Annotated in this window: 21 protein-coding genes; 5 read left to right on the forward strand and 16 right to left on the reverse strand. The window is 72.4% G+C overall.

From position 1 onward, the window contains the following. Window positions 1–20: 20 nt before the first annotated feature. From HZZ00_RS06980 to glnII, 6 genes are all read right to left on the reverse strand, one after another. Complete coding sequence (locus HZZ00_RS06980; protein ID WP_074992116.1) at window positions 21–680, reverse strand: response regulator transcription factor; 660 nt, start codon at window positions 678–680, stop codon at window positions 21–23. Next, a complete protein-coding gene (locus HZZ00_RS06985) occupies window positions 665–1,924 on the reverse strand; it encodes a sensor domain-containing protein (protein WP_180331392.1) in 1,260 nt (419 codons plus the stop codon). The genes HZZ00_RS06980 and HZZ00_RS06985 overlap by 16 nt, the downstream gene beginning before the upstream one ends. 31 nt (window positions 1,925–1,955) lie before the next feature. Further along, the gene (locus HZZ00_RS06990) at window positions 1,956–2,996 is read right to left on the reverse strand and encodes an NAD-dependent epimerase/dehydratase family protein (RefSeq protein WP_180331393.1); all 1,041 of its coding nucleotides are present in this window, start codon (window positions 2,994–2,996) and stop codon (window positions 1,956–1,958) included. Window positions 2,997–3,058: 62 nt separating this feature from the next. Then, window positions 3,059–3,634: a winged helix-turn-helix domain-containing protein gene (locus HZZ00_RS06995; RefSeq protein ID WP_180331394.1), complete on the reverse strand. Its 576-nt coding sequence runs from the start codon at window positions 3,632–3,634 to the stop codon at window positions 3,059–3,061. A 119-nt stretch (window positions 3,635–3,753) separates the two neighbouring features. After that, window positions 3,754–3,876, reverse strand: a complete 123-nt coding sequence (locus tag HZZ00_RS38235) for a hypothetical protein (RefSeq protein WP_257585698.1) — start codon at window positions 3,874–3,876, stop codon at window positions 3,754–3,756. A 321-nt stretch (window positions 3,877–4,197) separates the two neighbouring features. Continuing rightward, window positions 4,198–5,229: a glutamine synthetase gene (gene glnII / locus HZZ00_RS07000; RefSeq protein WP_180331395.1), complete on the reverse strand. Its 1,032-nt coding sequence runs from the start codon at window positions 5,227–5,229 to the stop codon at window positions 4,198–4,200. Window positions 5,230–5,422: 193 nt separating this feature from the next. Between glnII and HZZ00_RS07005 the strand changes: the two genes are divergently transcribed. Next, entirely contained in the window at window positions 5,423–6,283 is an 861-nt protein-coding gene (locus HZZ00_RS07005) for an alpha/beta fold hydrolase (protein ID WP_180331396.1), read from the forward strand. A 48-nt stretch (window positions 6,284–6,331) separates the two neighbouring features. On the opposite strand, the gene HZZ00_RS07010 is transcribed toward HZZ00_RS07005, so the two are convergent. Next, a complete protein-coding gene (locus HZZ00_RS07010) occupies window positions 6,332–6,706 on the reverse strand; it encodes an arsenate reductase family protein (RefSeq protein ID WP_074992110.1) in 375 nt (124 codons plus the stop codon). A 164-nt stretch (window positions 6,707–6,870) separates the two neighbouring features. Between HZZ00_RS07010 and HZZ00_RS07015 the strand changes: the two genes are divergently transcribed. Beyond that, window positions 6,871–7,185 carry a hypothetical protein gene (locus HZZ00_RS07015; protein ID WP_070027640.1) on the forward strand — a complete coding sequence of 105 codons (315 nt, stop codon included), beginning with the start codon at window positions 6,871–6,873 and terminating at the stop codon, window positions 7,183–7,185. On the opposite strand, the gene HZZ00_RS07020 is transcribed toward HZZ00_RS07015, so the two are convergent. From HZZ00_RS07020 to HZZ00_RS07035, 4 genes are all read right to left on the reverse strand, one after another. Then, complete coding sequence (locus HZZ00_RS07020; protein WP_257585701.1) at window positions 7,173–7,934, reverse strand: alpha/beta hydrolase; 762 nt, start codon at window positions 7,932–7,934, stop codon at window positions 7,173–7,175. The two genes, HZZ00_RS07015 and HZZ00_RS07020, sit on opposite strands and share 13 nt — an antisense overlap. A gap of 71 nt (window positions 7,935–8,005) precedes the next feature. Then, window positions 8,006–8,590, reverse strand: coding sequence for a hypothetical protein (locus tag HZZ00_RS07025; RefSeq protein ID WP_180331398.1), 585 nt, complete (start codon window positions 8,588–8,590; stop codon window positions 8,006–8,008). 56 nt (window positions 8,591–8,646) lie between these two features. Next, window positions 8,647–9,573, reverse strand: coding sequence for a zinc metalloprotease HtpX (htpX, locus tag HZZ00_RS07030; RefSeq protein WP_180331399.1), 927 nt, complete (start codon window positions 9,571–9,573; stop codon window positions 8,647–8,649). Window positions 9,574–9,743: 170 nt separating this feature from the next. Then, window positions 9,744–10,001, reverse strand: a complete 258-nt coding sequence (locus tag HZZ00_RS07035) for a hypothetical protein (protein ID WP_070022013.1) — start codon at window positions 9,999–10,001, stop codon at window positions 9,744–9,746. Window positions 10,002–10,329: 328 nt separating this feature from the next. Here HZZ00_RS07035 and HZZ00_RS07040 point away from each other — a divergent pair, with 328 nt between their 5' ends. Next, on the forward strand, window positions 10,330–10,584 hold the full coding sequence (locus tag HZZ00_RS07040) for a hypothetical protein (RefSeq protein WP_180331400.1): 255 nt from the start codon (window positions 10,330–10,332) through the stop codon (window positions 10,582–10,584). Window positions 10,585–10,660: 76 nt separating this feature from the next. On the opposite strand, the gene glnA is transcribed toward HZZ00_RS07040, so the two are convergent. Beyond that, complete coding sequence (glnA, locus tag HZZ00_RS07045) at window positions 10,661–12,070, reverse strand: type I glutamate--ammonia ligase (protein ID WP_070022015.1); 1,410 nt, start codon at window positions 12,068–12,070, stop codon at window positions 10,661–10,663. 211 nt (window positions 12,071–12,281) lie between these two features. Between glnA and HZZ00_RS07050 the strand changes: the two genes are divergently transcribed. Beyond that, entirely contained in the window at window positions 12,282–12,749 is a 468-nt protein-coding gene (locus tag HZZ00_RS07050) for an RDD family protein (RefSeq protein ID WP_070022017.1), read from the forward strand. A gap of 85 nt (window positions 12,750–12,834) precedes the next feature. Here the strand turns inward: HZZ00_RS07050 and HZZ00_RS07055 are convergent, their stop codons facing one another. From HZZ00_RS07055 to lipB, 4 genes are all read right to left on the reverse strand, one after another. Continuing rightward, a complete protein-coding gene (locus tag HZZ00_RS07055; protein ID WP_180331401.1) occupies window positions 12,835–13,536 on the reverse strand; it encodes a DUF4191 domain-containing protein in 702 nt (233 codons plus the stop codon). Between the two features lie 74 nt (window positions 13,537–13,610). After that, on the reverse strand, window positions 13,611–13,808 hold the full coding sequence (locus HZZ00_RS07060; RefSeq protein WP_070022020.1) for a hypothetical protein: 198 nt from the start codon (window positions 13,806–13,808) through the stop codon (window positions 13,611–13,613). 242 nt (window positions 13,809–14,050) lie between these two features. Further along, window positions 14,051–15,016 (reverse strand): lipoyl synthase, encoded by a 966-nt coding sequence (lipA, locus tag HZZ00_RS07065; RefSeq protein WP_180331402.1) that lies wholly within the window; start codon window positions 15,014–15,016, stop codon window positions 14,051–14,053. Between the two features lie 116 nt (window positions 15,017–15,132). Next, window positions 15,133–15,930: a lipoyl(octanoyl) transferase LipB gene (lipB, locus tag HZZ00_RS07070; RefSeq protein WP_180331403.1), complete on the reverse strand. Its 798-nt coding sequence runs from the start codon at window positions 15,928–15,930 to the stop codon at window positions 15,133–15,135. A 229-nt stretch (window positions 15,931–16,159) separates the two neighbouring features. Here lipB and HZZ00_RS07075 point away from each other — a divergent pair, with 229 nt between their 5' ends. Next, window positions 16,160–17,635, forward strand: a complete 1,476-nt coding sequence (locus HZZ00_RS07075; RefSeq protein WP_180331404.1) for a regulator — start codon at window positions 16,160–16,162, stop codon at window positions 17,633–17,635. Window positions 17,636–17,646: the final 11 nt, after the last annotated feature.

Below are 17,646 nucleotides of genomic sequence, written 5' to 3' on the forward strand. Positions count from 1 at the left end.
GAGCACAGCGGTTTCCCGTCTCAGCGGTGGCCGCCGTCGAGATACGCCAGCACCGCGAGGACGCGCCGGTTGTCGTCGTCCGACACCTCCAGGCCCAGCTTGCCGAAGATGTTGGAGGTGTGCTTGGCCACCGCTCGCTCGGTGACCACCAGTTGGGCGGCGATGCCCGCGTTCGACCGGCCCTGCGCCATCAGCTCCAGCACCTCCCGCTCGCGCGGGGTGAGCCGGTCGAGCGGCCGGTCGCCGGCCGGGCCGCCCCGGGCCAGCAGCTGCTGGATGACCTGCGGATCCATCGCCGTACCCCCTGCCGCCACCCGCCGTACGGCGTCCACGAACTGGTCCGCGTCGAAGACCCGGTCCTTGAGCAGATAGCCGATCGCCCCGTCCCCGTCGGCGAGCAGCTCGCGCGCGTACAGCTGCTCCACGTGCTGGGAGAGGACCAGCACCGGCAGCCCCGGCCGCGCCCGCCGGGCGGCCAGCGCGCACTGCAGGCCCTCGTCGGTGTGGGTGGGCGGCAGCCGTACGTCGACCACCGCCACGTCCGGCCGCAACTCGGCGAGCGCCCGGGACAGTTCGGGGCCGGACTCGACGGCCGCCGCGATCTCGAAGCCGTACGCCTCAAGCAGCCGGACCAGTCCGTCGCGCAGCAGGAAGAGGTCTTCGGCTAGGACAACACGCACGGGATCTCCATGGTCACCATGGTGGGGCCGCCCGGGGGACTGCTGACGGCCAGGACGCCGTCGAATGTACCGAGCCGCCGCTCCACCCCGGCGAGCCCGGTGCCCGCGCCGATCGCCGCGCCGCCCCCGCCGTTGTCGGTGACCGTGATCCGCAGCCGGCCCTCGCCGTGGTGCAGGTCCACCCAGATCCGGTCGGCCCCGGAGTGCTTGACCGCGTTGGTGAGCACCTCGCTGACCGCGAAGTAGGCGGCCGACTCCACCGGCGCGTCGGCGCGGCCCGTCTGCTCCACCGTGACCTCGGCGGGCAGCGGCAGCCGCAGCGCCAACGCCCGCACCGCGTCCCCGAGTCCGCGTTCGGCGAGGACCGGCGGATGGATGCCGCGCACCAGGTCGCGCAGCTCCTCCAGGGCGTCCGCCGAGTTGCGGCGGGCCTGTGCGAGCAGCGTCCGGGCCTGCGCCGGGTCCTTGTCGAGCAGCATCTCGATGGTGCCGAGGTCCATGCCCATGGCGACCAGCCGGGCCTGCGCCCCGTCGTGCAGGTCCCGTTCGATGCGGCGCAGCTCGGCGGCGGAGGTGTCCACCGCGTCCCGCCGGGTCTCGGTCAGCACCCGCACCCGTTCCGCGAGTTCGCCGTTCTCGTTGTCCAGCATCGCCCGGGTGAGCCGGAAGTGCGCGGTCAGCAGGCGTGGGGTGACGCGACAGGAGACGGCGAGCAGGACGAGGGCGAGCACGCCCGCGCCGAGGGCACTGGCCTCCCCGGTGACCGGGACGAACGCGTACCAGTAGGTGCCGCCGTGCGCGTACGCCCGCCACAGTCCGGCCGGCAGCAGCAGCCCCTCGACCGGGTAGAACAGCAGCACGGCCGGGAGCAGCGCGGTGACGAAGCCGGCCGTGATGTCCACCGGCAGCCAGCGCACGTCCCGCCAGGTCTGGGGGTCGCCCAGCATCGTGAAGGTGCGGGTCCACGGGTTGGTGCCGCGCGGGACGGGCCGGTAGGCCGCCCGGATGCGCACCCCGCACCACTCGGCCGCGAGCCTGCGGCGCGCGTCCGCCAGCGCCCGCAGGCCGGTGAGCACGGCCGGAGTCGTCACGAGCCCGATGCCGAGCGGTATCAGCGCGAGGGACAGCAGGGTCAGCACCAGGAAGGCCACGCCGAAGGGCAGCACGATGAGGGACAGCACCAGCCCCCGGACCGCGGCCAGCAGTACCCGCCGGGCGCGGCCGCTCTTGTCTTCGCTGTTCATGCGGCCAGTCTCGCCGACCCCCGGCCTGGGGTCACTGGCCCGAGACCCCCTCTCCGGGGGTGGTGCCAGGTACACCCCCGCGCAGGCCGGCCAGCACCTTCACCGCCACCTCGGGGGCGAGCCGCGGGGTCGTGCGGTCGGGCCTGTGGGGCGCCACACCGCCGATCGCGGTCAGCCACCGCCAGGTGTCCGAGACGGTCTCCGACACCGGCCGGCACACCAGTCCGGTCGCCAGCGCCCGCCCGACGTCGGCCCGGTGGACGGCGTCGTACGTCTCGCCGCCCGGCGGCACCCACACCGGCAGCTCGGTCCACGGCTCGATCCCGGCCTCCAGGATGCGCTCCGGCTCGGCCCAGCACAGCCGCGCGTCCGCGCCGGTCGCCGCGACGCACGCGTCGAGCAGCGCGCCCATGGTGGTGTGCCCGGGCGGGCTCACCATGTCGTACGGGCCGCTCAACCCCCGCTCCAGGGCGCCGAGCAGCCACTCGGCGAGGTCGCGGGCGTCGACGTACTGGATCGGCAGGTCGCGCGGGCCCGGGGCCAGGACGGGACCGCCGCGGGCGACCTGGTCCAGCCACCAGGGCAGCCGGCCGACGTTCTCGTACGGGCCGAGGATCAGCCCGGCCCGCACCAGCAGCGAGCGGTCGGCGCCGAAGGTCTCCAGGACGGCCAGTTCGCCGCCCCGCTTGTCCTGGGCGTACTCCGTCGCCCCGGCGTCCGCCGCGCCTTCGACCACGGGGGCGTCCTCACCGGCCCCGGGCGGGCAGGGCCAGGCGTACACCGACCGGCTGGAGACGTACGCGTACCGCCCGGCGCGGCCCCGCAGCAGCCGCGCCGCCTCCAGGACCGCGCGGGGCGCCGCCGACCAGGTGTCCACGACCGCGTCCCACTCGCCCTCGGCGAGCGCGGCGAGGCCGCCCTCGGCGGTGCGGTCACCGGTCGACACCCGTGCGCCCGAAGGCGCTTCGTGACGTCCGCGGTGGAAGACGGTCACCTCCCAGCCGCGCCCGAGCGCCGCCTCCACCACGGTCCGCCCCACGAACTCGGTTCCGCCCAGCACGAGAAGTCTCATGCCGGGCAGCCTGCCCGGCCCCGGCGCGGAGCGCACCACGGTCCGCCGAGGGCGGAAAGAGGTCAACCGCCGGTCGGCGGAATGTACTTGTAGCCGACCCGGCGCACGGTCTGGATCGTCCGGCGGTGCTCGGCGCCCAGCTTGCGGCGCAGCCGGGCGATGTGCACGTCCACGGTGCGGCCGTCGCCGACATGGCCGTACCCCCACACCGTGGTGACCAGCTGGTCGCGGGTGTGCACCCGGTGCGGGTGCGCCACCAGATGCGCGAGCAGTTCGAACTCCAGGTAGGTCAGGTCGAGTTCACGGCCGTCGACGGCGGCGGTGCGGCGCACCGGGTCGATCCGCACCAGCGGCACGGGGTCCCGGTCCGGGGCCGGTTCGGCATGGTCCGCCCGGTCGGGCACCGCGACCGGCGCGAACGGCGGCCGCTGGTCCGCCGGGACCAGCACCAGGTAGCCGACCATCGGCGGCCGGCCGGGCAGGACGGGCAGGGTGTGCTGGGGAGCCGGCAGCCAGGTGGCGCCTGGCGGCAGGAAGTCCGCGACGTCCACGACCTCGTCCCGGTCGACGGCGCGCAGCCGGTGCCGGGCGGGAGCGGCGGTCGGGGAGGCGGGGGTGACGGAACGAGTGGTCGCCATGAGAGGTCAGCTCTTTCGCGCGAGAGGTTCGTCGGGAGGGGCGACGGCCGCGATTCGTGGTCGGGGCGCGCCGGGGACGTACGTCGTTCCGCGCTGGCCGAAGGCCGGGGTGTACGGCTTCAGAGGGCCCGCGCGGTCATCGCGCGACAACACACCCGGTCGAAGTCGTGGTGCTGGCGTGAGGGCCAGAAGGGCTCGAGGTCATGGCGACCCGTCGCGGTGATCTTCTGGAAGCTGGCCATGCGCCCATTGAAGCAGAGGCGCGCGCCGGGCACGAGGGTTCTCTCACAAGGTGGACGTGACCGTGGCGTGAAGTCGGCGTCGCGGGAGCCGCCGAGGCCGTGGTGACGGCCCTGATCAGCGGGTTGCGGGCCCGAAAGAGGCCGGATCGCTGTCTCGGCATGCGGACACCGGGTGAGGGAGGGGCGCTCGCGGGCGTGCGACCGAGGCACCCGCGGTCCTGGGGGAACGGGCGCGCGTGGACCTGTGGAAGGGGTGCCTGCCGGGCATGCGGAAGGGGCGCCCGCCATGACGGCGGGCGCCCCTTCGCGAGCCGGGGCGGATCAGACCTGGCCGGCCTTCTCCAGCGCCGAGCAGCAGGTGTCCACCAGCAGGCGGGTCACCACGTAGGGGTCGACGTTGGCGTTCGGGCGGCGGTCCTCGATGTAGCCCTTGCCCTCCTGCTCGACCTGCCACGGGATGCGGACCGAGGCGCCGCGGTCGGAGACGCCGTAGGTGTACTTGTCCCAGGGGGCGGTCTCGTGCAGACCGGTCAGGCGCTCGTCGATGCCGGCACCGTAGTTCTTGACGTGGTCCAGCGGCTTGGAACCCTCGCCCAGCGACTCGCAGGCGGTGATGATCGCGTCGTAGCCCTCGCGCATCGCCCTGGTGGAGAAGTTGGTGTGCGCGCCCGCGCCGTTCCAGTCGCCCTTGACCGGCTTGGGGTCGAGGGTGGCGGAGACCTTGAAGTCCTCGGCGGTGCGGTACAGCAGCCAGCGGGCCACCCACAGCTGGTCGGAGACCTCCAGCGGGGCGAGCGGGCCGACCTGGAACTCCCACTGGCCCGGCATGACCTCGGCGTTGATGCCGGAGATGCCGAGACCGGCCTTCAGGCAGTTGTCGAGGTGCGCCTCGACGACGTCCCGGCCGAAGATCTCGTCGGCGCCGACACCGCAGTAGTAGCCGCCCTGCGGGGCCGGGAAGCCGCCCTCGGGGAAGCCCAGCGGGCGGGTGCCGTCGAAGAAGGTGTACTCCTGCTCGATGCCGAAGATCGGCTCCTGCGCGGCGAACCGCTCGGCGACCTCGGCCAGTTCGGCGCGGGTGTTGGAGGCGTGCGGGGTCATGTCCGTGTTCAGGACCTCGCACAGCACCAGGATGTCGTCGCCGCCGCGGATCGGGTCCGGGCAGCTGAAGACCGGCTTGAGCACGCGGTCCGAGGCGTGGCCCTCGGCCTGGTTGGTGGACGACCCGTCGAAGCCCCACAGCGGCAGCGCGTCGAGACCGGCCGGGGCACCCGTGATGATCTTCGTCTTGGAACGGAGCTTGGCCGTCGGCGCGGTGCCGTCGATCCAGATGTACTCGGCCTTGAAGGTCACGGGGGCACTTCCTTCGGGTGGTTCGGGCGCACTCGCGGGCGCTGCGGCGCGACGGCGCCGCCTCGATCTGCCCGGAAGACTGTCAACAGGCCGTTTCCCGGCCATTGCCCTTGTGTGAACCCCGTGTTACCTGGGCGTATTGTGCCGCGGATCACGAAGTGGTGGTACCGGCGAGACATCAGGGGGCCGTACGGTGACCGGTTACGACAGTGACGCCTTCCGCAGCGCGTACGAGGCGGTCCGGGCGAAGTGGCCCGCCGACCGCGAGGCGCTGAGCATACCCACACCCCACGGCACCACCCGCGTCAACGCCTGCGGCCCGCGCGACGCGCCCCCGCTGCTCCTGCTGCCGGGCGGCGGCGGGGCCACCTCCCTCACCTGGTACGCCCAGGCCGGGCCGCTGTCCGCCGCCCGCCGGGTCTACGCCGCCGACCTGCCCGGCGCCCCCGGCCTCAGCGTGCCGCCGCCGGGCCGGCACCCCCGCACGGTCGCCGACCTGACCGGCTGGCTGGACGCGGTCCTGGACGGCCTGGGCCTGGCCTCGGCCGACGTGGGCGGGCACTCGTACGGCGCCTGGATCGCCCTGCACCACGCCCTGCACGCCCCCGGCCGGGTCCGCCGCCTGTTCCTGCTGGACCCCACCCAGTGCTTCACCGGGTACCGGCCAGGCTATGTGCTGCACGCCCTGCCGATGCTGCTGCGGCCCACGCCGGGCCGGGTCCGCGCCTTCCTGGAGTGGGAGACCGGGGGAACGGCCCCCGACCCCGACTGGCTGCGCCTCCAGGAGGCCGCCGCCGGCTTCCCGGCCGCCAGGCCGGTCACCGGCCCGCGCCCGGCACCGGACGCGCTGCACACCCTGGAGGCGCCGGTGCTGGTGCTCGTGGCCGGGGGCGGCAAGGCCCACGATCCGCTCCGGGTGACGGCGGGCGCGAAGGCCCTGCTGCCGCACGTGACGACCGCCGTGCTCCCCGGCATCTCCCACCACGCCCTGCCCCAGTCGGCCCCACCCGCCCTGGCGGCCCGGCTCGCCGCCTTCCTGGACGCCCGCGACTGACCGGGACGAGGCCCCGGCGCGCCGGTTCCCCGGGCGGGGCCCGGTCGGTCAGGACGAGGTACGGCCGTGACCGATGGCCTCCTGGACGGCCTCGTCCGTGCGGGCCACCAGGGCGGTCCCGTCGTCCGCGGTGATGATGGGCCGCTGGATCAGCTTCGGGTGCTCGGCGAGCGCCTTGATCCAGCGGTCCCGGGACCCCTCGTCCCGCGCCCAGTCCTTGAGGCCCAGCTCCTTGGCGACCGCCTCCTGGGTCCGCGTGATGTCCCAGGGCTCCAGTCCCAGCCGCCCGAGCACGGCCTTGATCTCGTCCTCGCTCGGCACATCCTCCAGATAGCGCCGCACGGTGTACTCGACCCCCTCGGCGTCGAGCGTGCTGATCGCGCTGCGGCACTTCGAACAGGCCGGATTGATCCAGATCTCCATGCTCCCACGGTACGCGAGAAACCGTCCGTCACCCGCGTCCCGGGCGCCCCGAAAGCCCTTGTGGCCAGGGGCTTTTGTCAGTGGTCGGCCGTAGAATAGAAGCAGTGTTCGAGGGTGCCGCCGGGCTCGCCGGCCGGTGCCCTGATCGCGTCAGGAGGATGCCCGTGCCCGCTGCCGCCCTACAGCCGAAGCCCTCGCCGACCCAGTCCACCGCCAAGCGTCCCGTGCTGTTCGACTCGCCGTACGAGCCCCTGACGAAGCGGCCCCTGCCGGCCGGCCGCCCCCGGGAGTGGTACGTCACGCACAACCGGCGCCTGAAGGCCATGCGCCTGGCCATCGCCCTGCTCGACTCCGGGACCTACCTGCCGGACCAGGCGGGCAACGACACCATCCGCGCCACCGCCGAGACGATCGGCATGCGCCCGCCGTCCGACATCACGTGCCACATGGTGCGGGCGTTCATGCGCTACAACCGCTGATCCACGACGGCGCCGGGCACTTCGCCGGCCGGCCCGCCCGGCGCCGTCAGCAGCGCGCTCACCAGCCGCCGCCGGTCCCGCGCGTGCTCGCGGAACCACAGGCCCAGCCTGTGGTCGGCGTCCGGGAGTTCGAGCCGGGTGCAGTCGGCGCGCGTGGACAGCGCCTCGTGCAGCGCCCGGGTCACGGCCGCCGGGATCACCGTGTCGGTGCCGGGCACGGTCAGCACCGCCCGGCCCGCGTACGCCCCGTACACCCGCAGCGCGGGGGAGTCCCGCCAGCTGTCCGGGGTGCGCAGGATCTCGGTGAACCGGCCCCGGCCGTCCCCGAAGGGCAGATCCCAGGCGTCCGGCGCGTAGACGGCGGGCGCGCACAGGGCGAGCCCCGCCACCCGGCCGCCGTAGTGGCGCACCAGGTCGGCGACCGTCTGCCCGCTCATGCTGAAGCCGACCAGAAGCAGCGGATCGGCCGCCGGCGCGTGCGCGTCGATCACCGCCACCGCCTGCTCGAACCGGCGCCGCAGGCTCAACCGCGCGAGCGTGCCGCTGCTTTCGCCGTGACCCGAGAAGTCGAAGGCCAGCGCGTGACAGCCGGCGGCGGCGAACTCGCTTGCCAGCGGCAGCAGCCGCTCCTTGCTCCCGTTGCCCGCCCCGTGCAGCAGCACCACCGTGGCCCGCCCGCGGGGACCACCGCACACCCCGCTGAGCCGCTCGCCGTCGTACTGCCCCGTGAAGCCCGTGAGTTCGCCCATGGGGGCCATTCACTCACGGATCAGGCCCCCGATCCCGCGAACCCCGGCACCGGAGCCCGCGAGCCCCGGTGTCACAACCCGGGCGCGCCCCACACCGGGAACCAGCGGCCCAGGTCCTGCTCGATCCGCAGATCGCTCGCGAGCGTGGACTTCACCTGGAGCTCCAGCGCGTTGTCCCGCCGCTCACCGCTCCCGGCCAGCGGGGCGAACGGGTAGAAGGCGGCTCGCTTGTACAGGTACACCAGGGCCAGCCGGCGCCCCGAGTCGTCGGTGAAGCCGGCCAGCGAGCACAGCAGCTGCGGGCCGAAGCCGTTGATCTCCATGGAGCTGTTCACCGCGTGCAGATCGTTGACGAGCTGCGGCAGCTGGTCGGGGGAGCGCCGGGAGACCAGCCACGAGTAGCCGTAGTCGTCCCGGCGCAGCTCCACCGGCGAACCGGCGCGGTCGGCGTCCGCGTCCAGCAGCGCCTGCACCTCCCGGTGGGTCTGCTCGAAGGCCGCGCCCTCCACCGTGGCGAAGCACACCGCCCCGGTCCCGGTCGGGGTGAAGCCCATCGCGGCCTGGAGCGTGACGGCGGCCGAGGGCAGCGCGAAGAGCTGGTCGAGATCGGGGGCGACGGGTTTGGTCCGCCCCAGCAGGATGTCCAGCAGCCCCAACGCTCAGCCCGCCTTCCGCCGTACCGTGCCGTTTCCCGGCCTGTCCTGTGCCGTGCTCATGCCCGGTCGGCCTCCCCGGGCACGGCCGCCTCGCCCAGCTCGGCCGAGATCCGGCCCAGCTGCTCCAGCCGCTGCTCCAGGGTGGGGTGGGTGGAGAAGAACCGCTCGATGCCGGGCTCCTTGCCGGTGGCCGGGGTGAAGTAGAAGGCGTTGAACGCCTGGGCCGTGCGCAGGTCCTTGGTCGGGATGCGGGCGATGTCGCCGGTGACCTTGGTCAGCGCCGACGCCAGCACCGAGGGCCGGCCGGTCAGCAGCGCGGCGGCGCGGTCGGCGGCCAGCTCCCGGTACCGGGACAGGGCCCGGATCAGCAGGAAGCTGATCGCGTACACGGCCGCCGAGACACCCATCACGCCGGCGAAGACCAGGGCCGTGTTCTGGTCCCTGCGGCCCCCGCCGAACAGCTGCGAGTAGAAGGCGAAGCGGACGATCAGTCCCGCGATCACGCCCAGGAAGGAGGCGATGGTGATCACGGCGACGTCCTTGTGCGCCACATGGGACAGCTCGTGCGCGAGCACGCCCTCCAGCTCGGCGGGCTCCAGGCGGCGCAGCAGGCCGGTGGTCACGCACACCACGGCGTGATCGGGGTTGCGTCCCGTCGCGAAGGCGTTCGGCATGTCCATGTTGGATACGGCGACCACCGGTTTGGGCATGTCGGCCATGGCGCACAGCCGGTCCACCACCGCGTGCAGCTCCGGATACTCCTCGCGCTCGACGACCTGCCCGTGCATGGCGAACATCGCGATCCGGTCGGAGAACCAGAACTGGGCCACGAACATCGCGCCCATCACGACGACGACCAGCAGCCAGGACCTCAGCAGCACGAGCAGCGCGGCGATGAAGGCCACGTACAGCAGTCCGAGCAGGAACATCGTGACCGTCATCCGCACGGTCAGTCGCCGGTCGCTCCTAAAGCGGCTCCGCATCTCGCATCACCCCGCAGTCAGGCACTCGTCCCGCTGTCCAGTGTGCACCTGCCGCCTCCCATGAACAGGTCCCGTACGTCCCTGTTGCGGGCAAAGCTTCCCGGTGGGAGCGGTGGGAGCGGTGGGAGCGGTGGGAGCGGTCCCGGGCCCCCGCCGGGAAGCCGACGCGCTCAGTAGCCGTTGCGTATCCGGGCGTAACCCAGCAGCAGGATCACCGCGGCCACGCAGCCCAGCACCACCGCCGTCGACACCCAGGAGGGACGCTCCGGGCGGGCGCTGTCCGGGTCGGCGCGGAACGGGGCCGGGTCCGGAGGGTTCTCCTTCCAGCGGGCGGCGAGCATCCGGGCCCGGGCGGAGGGCTCCTTGTGCTCGGCGGAGTTCGCCCAGCGTTGATCGAACTCCCGCTCCCACTCGTCCTGTTCTGCCATTCCCCGGTCGACCTCTCTCGCTCGGCGCGTGCGGGGAGCATGATCCCCGGAAGTAGGAATCACGGGAAGGCCGAAAGGTTGCACAGCCTCCCCGGGCCTGGGCCGCCCCGCGTCCGGATGCCGGGTCCGCACCCGGCCGCTAGCATTTTCAGCAGAGCCGCGCCGCAGGGTGCGCCGGACGTGCGCCATCCCCGCCGACCAGGGGAACGTCAGCCCTGCTTCCTGAATCCAGGCGGCACCACCCAGACCGCGTCCCGCCCACGGCGGATGCCGCGGCCGTCTTTCCGTGCCCGAGGCGGCGCGGGAGGAATGGAAGGAGGGCAGTTCGATGAAAGCACAGCGCGCGAGGCGTCTCGCGGCGGTGTCCGCCGTCGGCGTTCTGCTGGCAGGCGGAGCCACCATAGCCACCGCCGGGTCCGCGTCGGCGGCCACCCCGACCCACGTGACGACCAACCGGGGCTGCTACGGCCACAACTGCTTCGGCTTCAACCGGGGCTTCAACCGCGGCGGCTTCTTCTTCAACAACGGCTTCAACCGCTTCGGCTACGGCAACACGCCGGTCGTGGTGGTCGTGGTGCCCTGACCGGCACCGAACCGTCGCACAGACACGGCCGGGGCCGCCTCCCACGGGAGGCGGCCCCGGTGTGCGTGGGGGTCTGTCACACGTCGAAGTACAGCTCGAACTCGTGCGGGTGCGGGCGCAGGGCCAGCGGGGCGATCTCCTGGGTGCGCTTGAGGTCGATCCAGGTCTCGATCAGGTCGGACGTGAAGACGTCGCCCTGGAGCAGGAACTCGTGGTCCGCCTCCAGCGCGTCGAGGACGGCGCCGAGGGAGGTCGGGACCTGGGCGACGCTCGCGTGCTCCTCGGGAGCCAGCTCGTAGAGGTCCTTGTCGATCGGCTCGGCCGGCTCGATCTTGTTCTTGATGCCGTCCAGGCCCGCGAGGAGGAGGGCCGAGAAGGCCAGGTACGGGTTGCCGGAGGAGTCGGGGGCGCGGAACTCGACGCGCTTGGCCTTCGGGTTGGAGCCGGTGATCGGGATGCGCATCGCGGCGGAGCGGTTGCGCTGCGAGTACACCAGGTTGATCGGCGCCTCGAAGCCCGGCACCAGGCGGTGGTAGGAGTTCACCGTCGGGTTGGTGAAGGCCAGCAGCGACGGGGCGTGCTTGAGGATGCCGCCGATGTAGTAGCGGGCCATGTCCGACAGGCCCGCGTAGCCGGCCTCGTCGTAGAACAGCGGGTCGCCGTTGCTCCACAGCGACTGGTGGACGTGCATGCCCGAGCCGTTGTCGCCGAAGATCGGCTTCGGCATGAAGGTCGCGGTCTTGCCGTTGCGCCAGGCGACGTTCTTCACGATGTACTTGAAGAGCTGGAGGTCGTCGGCGGCGGCGAGCAGCGTGTTGAACTTGTAGTTGATCTCCGCCTGGCCGGCCGTGCCCACCTCGTGGTGCTGGCGCTCCACCTTCAGGCCGGACTTCTCCAGCTCCAGGGAGATCTCCGCGCGCAGGTCCGCGAAGTGGTCCACCGGCGCGACCGGGAAGTAGCCGCCCTTGTAGCGGACCTTGTAGCCGCGGTTGTTCTCCACCGCACCGGTGTTCCAGGCGCCCGCCTCGGAGTCGATGTGGTAGAAGGACTCGTTGGCGCTGGTCTGGAAGCGCACCGAGTCGAAGACGTAGAACTCGGCCTCGGGACCGAAGAACGCGGTGTCCGCGATGCCGGTGGATGCGAGGTAGGCCTCGGCCTTGCGGGCCACGTTGCGCGGGTCACGGGAGTACTGCTCGCCCGTGATCGGGTCGTGGATGAAGAAGTTGATGTTGAGCGTCTTGTCCCGGCGGAACGGGTCGACACGGGACGTGGACAGGTCGGCACGCAGCGCCATGTCCGACTCGTGGATGGCCTGGAAACCGCGGATCGACGATCCGTCGAAGGCCAGCTCCTCGTCCGGGTCGAACGCCTCGACGGGCACCGTGAAGTGCTGCATGACGCCCGGCAGGTCGCAGAAACGGACGTCGACGAACTTGACGTCCTCGTCCGCGATGAACTTCTTGGCCTCGTCGGCGTTCTGGAACATCCAGCTCCTCCTACTCCCGACCGTCCTCGCCGGGGTGGTAGATCGTTCGTGCGGCCAGTGCGGTGGCGCACGTTCGTCCTGACCCTAGGGACGGGTGATTTCTCCGGCGTGACCCGATTGTTTCGCAGAAGTTAACCGGCCACGCTTCCCACCGTAGCCCCCGGATACCCCGGCGTCCCCCGGTCATATACGGACGCAGTACCGTGGTCGGGTGGACAACAGGCAGGCAATCGGATCGTGGCTCTCCGGCCCGCGCGCGGCCATGGAAGAGGCCGGCGCGGACTTCGGGTACCGGGGCGAACAGCTGGGTCTCCCCGAGGACGGGCCGAACTCCCTCGCCCGGCCCGGCAGGCGACTCGGCGCCATCGCGGTGGACTGGGGCCTCAGCGTCCTGATCGCATACAGCCTGATCACGCACGGCTACAGCCAGGCCACCAGCAACTGGGCGCTCGGCGTCTTCTTCGTGATGAGCGTCCTGACGGTCGGCACCATCGGCTTCACCCCCGGCAAGCGCCTGTTCGGCATCCGGGTCGTGGCCCTGGAGACCGGCACCGTCAACCCGCTGCGTTCGCTGCTGCGCACGGTCCTGCTCTGCCTCGCCATCCCCGCCCTGGTCTGGGACCGCGACGGCCGCGGCCTGCACGACCGGCTCGCGAAGACCGTGGAGGTCCGCGCCTGAGCCGCCGTACCGCGCGAGTACGACGAAGGGGGCGCCCGGTGTCACACCGGGCGCCCCCTTCGTCGTAGCGCGTCGTGGGCGGAGCCTAGCGGCCGCGCGGGCCGCCCTTCGGCAGCTTCATGCCCTTGGGCATCGGGCCCTTCGGCACCGGCATGTTGCTCATCAGGTCGCCCAGGGCGCGCAGCCGGTCGTTGGTGGCGGTGACCTGGGGGCCGGTGAGCACGCGCGGGTACTTGAGCATGGTGGTGCGCAGCTTCTTCAGCTCGACCTGGCCCTCGCCAGTGCCCACGATGATGTCGTGCACCGGGACGTCGGCGACGATGCGGTTCATCTTCTTCTTCTCGGCGGCCAGCAGGCTCTTCACCCGGTTCGGGTTGCCCTCGGCGACCAGCACGATGCCGGCCTTGCCGACCGCGCGGTGCACGACGTCCTGGCTGCGGTTCATCGCCACCGCCGGGGTGGTGGTCCAGCCCCGGCCGACGTTGTCCAGCACCGCCGCCGCGGCGCCCGGCTGGCCCTCCATCTGACCGAAGGCCGCCCGCTCGGCCCGGCGGCCGAACACGACCGCCGTCGCCAGCAGGCCGACCAGCAGACCGAAGATGCCCAGGTACACCGGGTGGCCGATCAAGAAGCCGATCACGAGGAACACCGCGAGCGTGCCGAGCCCGACGGCCGCGAGCACCAGGCCGATCTTGGTGTCGACCTTGCGGGTCATCCGGTACGTGAGGGCGATCTGCTTCAGTCGCCCGGCATTCGCGGCGTCCGCCGCGGTTTCCTTCCTCGCCATGCCACGAAGTCTACGTGGCCCCGGGAGCGCGGACGACGGCAGTGCCCGCGCGGGCGGCTCGGGCGCGCGGGGCGTTACCGGCGGTCCGCGGACCGCTCCAGGAAGCGCTGCGCCTCCACCCGGTCCCTGGCCCGGCGGCGGTCCTCCAGGACGGAGTTCCAGGCGTTGCGGCGGGCCGTGCGCTGGCCGCCGCTCATCAGCAGCGACTCGACGGCGCGCAGGGCGTCGGTGAGGGACGGGAGGGCGGTGGCGCGTACCGGCGGGGCCTGCATGACCGGGATACCCCCTGGGAGCGGGCGGTGTACGAATCGTGATAAGAGCGTCACTGAACGGTGTTACCAGGGCGTGTCCGACCGGTCAAACGCCGGTGAAACCCCGATGGGGCGGCCGCGAACGCCGACGCGGTCCTGACGGGCGCCCTCATCAGCGAGGACGGTCAGGACCGCGTCGAGTCGGCCACTACCGGCCGGTAATTACTTGTGCGCGAATTCACACGTCTGGAACCGGGCGCCGCTCACACCGCCTGGCTGGCGACGTAGCTGCCCCGCTTCTCGATCGCCATCTGGTACAGGCGGCCGGCGCGGTACGAGGAGCGCACCAGCGGGCCGGACATCACACCGGAGAAGCCGATCTGCTCGGCCTCCTCCTTCAGCTCCACGAACTCCTGCGGCTTGACCCAGCGCTCCACCGGGTGGTGGCGCACGGAGGGGCGCAGGTACTGGGTGATGGTGATCAGCTCGCAGCCGGCCTCGTGCAGCTGCTTCAGCGCCTCGCTGATCTCCTCGCGGGTCTCGCCCATGCCGAGGATCAGGTTGGACTTGGTGACCAGGCCGAAGTCGCGGGCCTCGGTGATCACCTTCAGGGAGCGCTCGTAGCGGAAGCCGGGGCGGATCCGCTTGAAGATCCGGGGCACGGTCTCCACGTTGTGCGCGAAGACCTCGGGGCGGGAGTCGAAGACCTCGGCCAGCTGCTCCGGGACCGCGTTGAAGTCCGGGGCCAGCAGCTCGACCTTGGTGCGGCCGCCCTCGCGCCCGGCCGTCTGCCGGTGGATCTGGCGCACCGTCTCGGCGTACAGCCAGGCGCCGCCGTCGTCGAGGTCGTCGCGGGCGACACCGGTGATGGTGGCGTAGTTGAGGTCCATGGTGACCACGGACTCGCCGACGCGGCGGGGCTCGTCGCGGTCCAGCGCCTCGGGCTTGCCGGTGTCGATCTGGCAGAAGTCACAGCGCCGGGTGCACTGGTCGCCGCCGATGAGGAAGGTCGCCTCGCGGTCCTCCCAGCACTCGTAGATGTTGGGGCAGCCGGCTTCCTGGCAGACCGTGTGCAGGCCCTCGCTCTTCACGAGGTTCTGCATCTTGGTGTACTCGGGGCCCATTTTCGCCCGGGTCTTGATCCACTCGGGCTTGCGCTCGATGGGGGTCTGGCTGTTGCGGACCTCCAGGCGCAGCAATTTGCGTCCGTCGGGTGCGACTGCGGACACGACCGGCTCCCTCAGCTTTGATTCTTCGGCGTTCCCCAGGGTACGCCCGTGTTCTGCACGCCCTGGCGATGAGACAACCTCATGACCGCAGGGCGCATTCCCCTCGGCGGGGTCGGTCAGGCCGACGCCTTCTCGATCGGCCTCGGCCGCAGGTCCGCGTTCTCCAGGACCTCGCGCAGGTGCTTCTCCACCACCGGCACGACCTCCTCGACGGTGACCTCGCGGCCCAGCTCCCCGGCGAGGGAGGCCACGCCCGCGTCGCGGATGCCGCACGGGATGATGCGGTCGAACCACTTCATGTCGGGGTTCACGTTGAACGAGAAGCCGTGCATGGTGACGCCCTTGGCGACGCGGATGCCGATCTGGGCGATCTTGCGGTCCTCGCGGCGCTGGCCCGCGTTGGACGGGGCGTACTCGGGGCCGTTCAGCCGGGGGTCGAACTCCTCGTCGGTCAGCCGCGGGTCGAAGTCGAGGGAGAGGCCGCCGAGCGAGGGCCGCTGTTCGACGGGGTCGCCGAGCACCCAGACGCCGCTGCGGCCCTCGACCCGGGTGGTCTCCAGGCCGAACTCGGCACAGGTGCGGATCAGGGCCTCTTCGAGGCGCCGCACATGCGCGACCACGTCCACCGGGCGCGGGAGCTGCTGGATGGGGTAGCCCACCAGCTGGCCCGGGCCGTGCCAGGTGATCTTGCCGCCGCGGTCCACGTCGATGACCGGGGTGCCGTCCAGCGGACGCTCGCTGTCCTCGGTGCGCCGCCCGGCCGTGTACACGGGCGGGTGCTCCAGGAGCAGCACGGTGTCCGGGATCTCGCCGGCGAACCGGGCCGCGTGCACGCGGCGCTGCTCGTCCCAGGCCTCCTGGTAGTCGACGGCATCCGCGCCGAACCCCATGCGGACGAACCGCAACTCACTCACGGCAAGCGCCTCCCTCGGTGTCAGGCATGTCACGCGCCCACGCCACTGTACGTCCGTCCGTGGCACGTCAGCCCTGCGGGCGGTCCTCACACGAACGGATGAATGAACGCTGAAGCATCCGAGCCGGTGTTCACTCTCCGCTACATTCGCGCCGTTCGTACGGCCAAATGGGCTGCTCACAGGCAATCCCGGCACTTCACTGGCCCGGAGGCAGGAGACCGCACCACAGATGACGGACCGACCCGCGCAGCGCACCCCCAACCGTCAGCTCGCCGCGCTCATCGCAGAGGCGGGGTTCTCCAACGCGGGTCTGGCCCGGCGCGTCGACCAGCTCGGCCTCGAACACGGCCTGGACCTGAGATACGACAAGACCTCCGTCACCCGCTGGCTGCGCGGTCAGCAGCCCCGGGGCACGACCCCGGCCCTGATCGCCGAGGTGTTCACCCGCCGGCTCGGACGCCGGCTCACGGCGCAGGATCTCGGCCTGGACGCGTGTGCGCCGGTGTACGCCGGGCTGGAGTTCGCGGCCACCCCGGAGGAGGCCGTGGACATCGTCAGCGGGCTGTGGCGCAAGGACTCCGGCAGCCATGCCGAGCTGCGCAAGATCGCGTTCACCCCGGCGGGGCTCGTCGTGCCCAGCCGGGACTGGCTGATCGGCCGGCCCGACGACCGGGTGGCCCGGGAGCCGGCGCCCCGGGTACCCGCGCAGGGCGGGCCGGCCGGCGTCAGGGCGCCGGTGCGGGGCCCGGCGGCGCCGGTGGCCCGGACGCGGGCGCGCGGACCGCTGGAGCGCGTCCCCGGCCACCGGGTCGGCGGCGGCGACATCGCGGCGCTGCGCTCGGTGGGCGAGCTGTTCCGCGCCCTGGACGACCGGTTCGGCGGCGGGCACGCCCGGCAGGCGCTGGTGCGCTACCTGGAGCACGAGTGCGAGCCGATGCTGCGCGGCAGCTACGACGAGCAGACCGGGCGGCGGCTGTTCGCGGCCGCCGCCGATCTGACCCGGCTCGCGGGCTGGACGTCGTACGACATCGCCGCGCACGGGCTGGCCCAGCGGTACTTCGTGCAGGCCCTGCGGCTGGCCCAGGCCGCGGGGGACCGGCCCTACGGCTCCTTCGTGCTGGTCACCATGAGCCGGCAGGCCGTCTACCTCGGGCACGGCAGGGAGGCGGTGCAGCTGGCGCGGGTCGCCCAGCAGGGGATCGGCACCGGCGGGCCGCCGGCGGTGCAGTCGCTGCTGCACGCGGCCGAGGCCCGGGCGCACGCGGTGCTCGGGGAGGTGCGGGCGTGCACCGCGGCGCTGGTGCGGGCCGAGCGCGCGCTGGAGGCGGCCCGGCCCGGTGACGACGTGCCGTACTGGGCGCGGTTCTTCGACGAGGCGCAGCTCGCGGACGAGCTGGGGCACTGCCACCGGGACCTCCAGCAGTACCGGGCGGCCGCCCAGCACGCCGAGCGGTCCCTCCAGTTGCGGTCCCCGGCGTACGCCCGCAGCCGGCTGTTCTGCCGGGTCGTGCTCGCCACGGCCCGGCTCGGCCTCGGCGAACTCGACCAGGCCTGCGCGCTGGCGGCCGAGGCCGCGGCCCAGGCGGCCGACATGCGCAGCGCCCGGGCCATCGAGTACATCCGCGACTTCGAACGCCGCCTGGAGCCCCACAAGGACGCCGCCCCGGTCAGGTCCTACCGGGAGAAGGCGGCGGTGCTGGGCTGAGGCACCGCCGG

The organism is Streptomyces sp. NEAU-sy36, from assembly GCF_013423905.1.
GTDB classification, from domain to species: Bacteria; Actinomycetota; Actinomycetes; order Streptomycetales; family Streptomycetaceae; genus Streptomyces; species Streptomyces misionensis.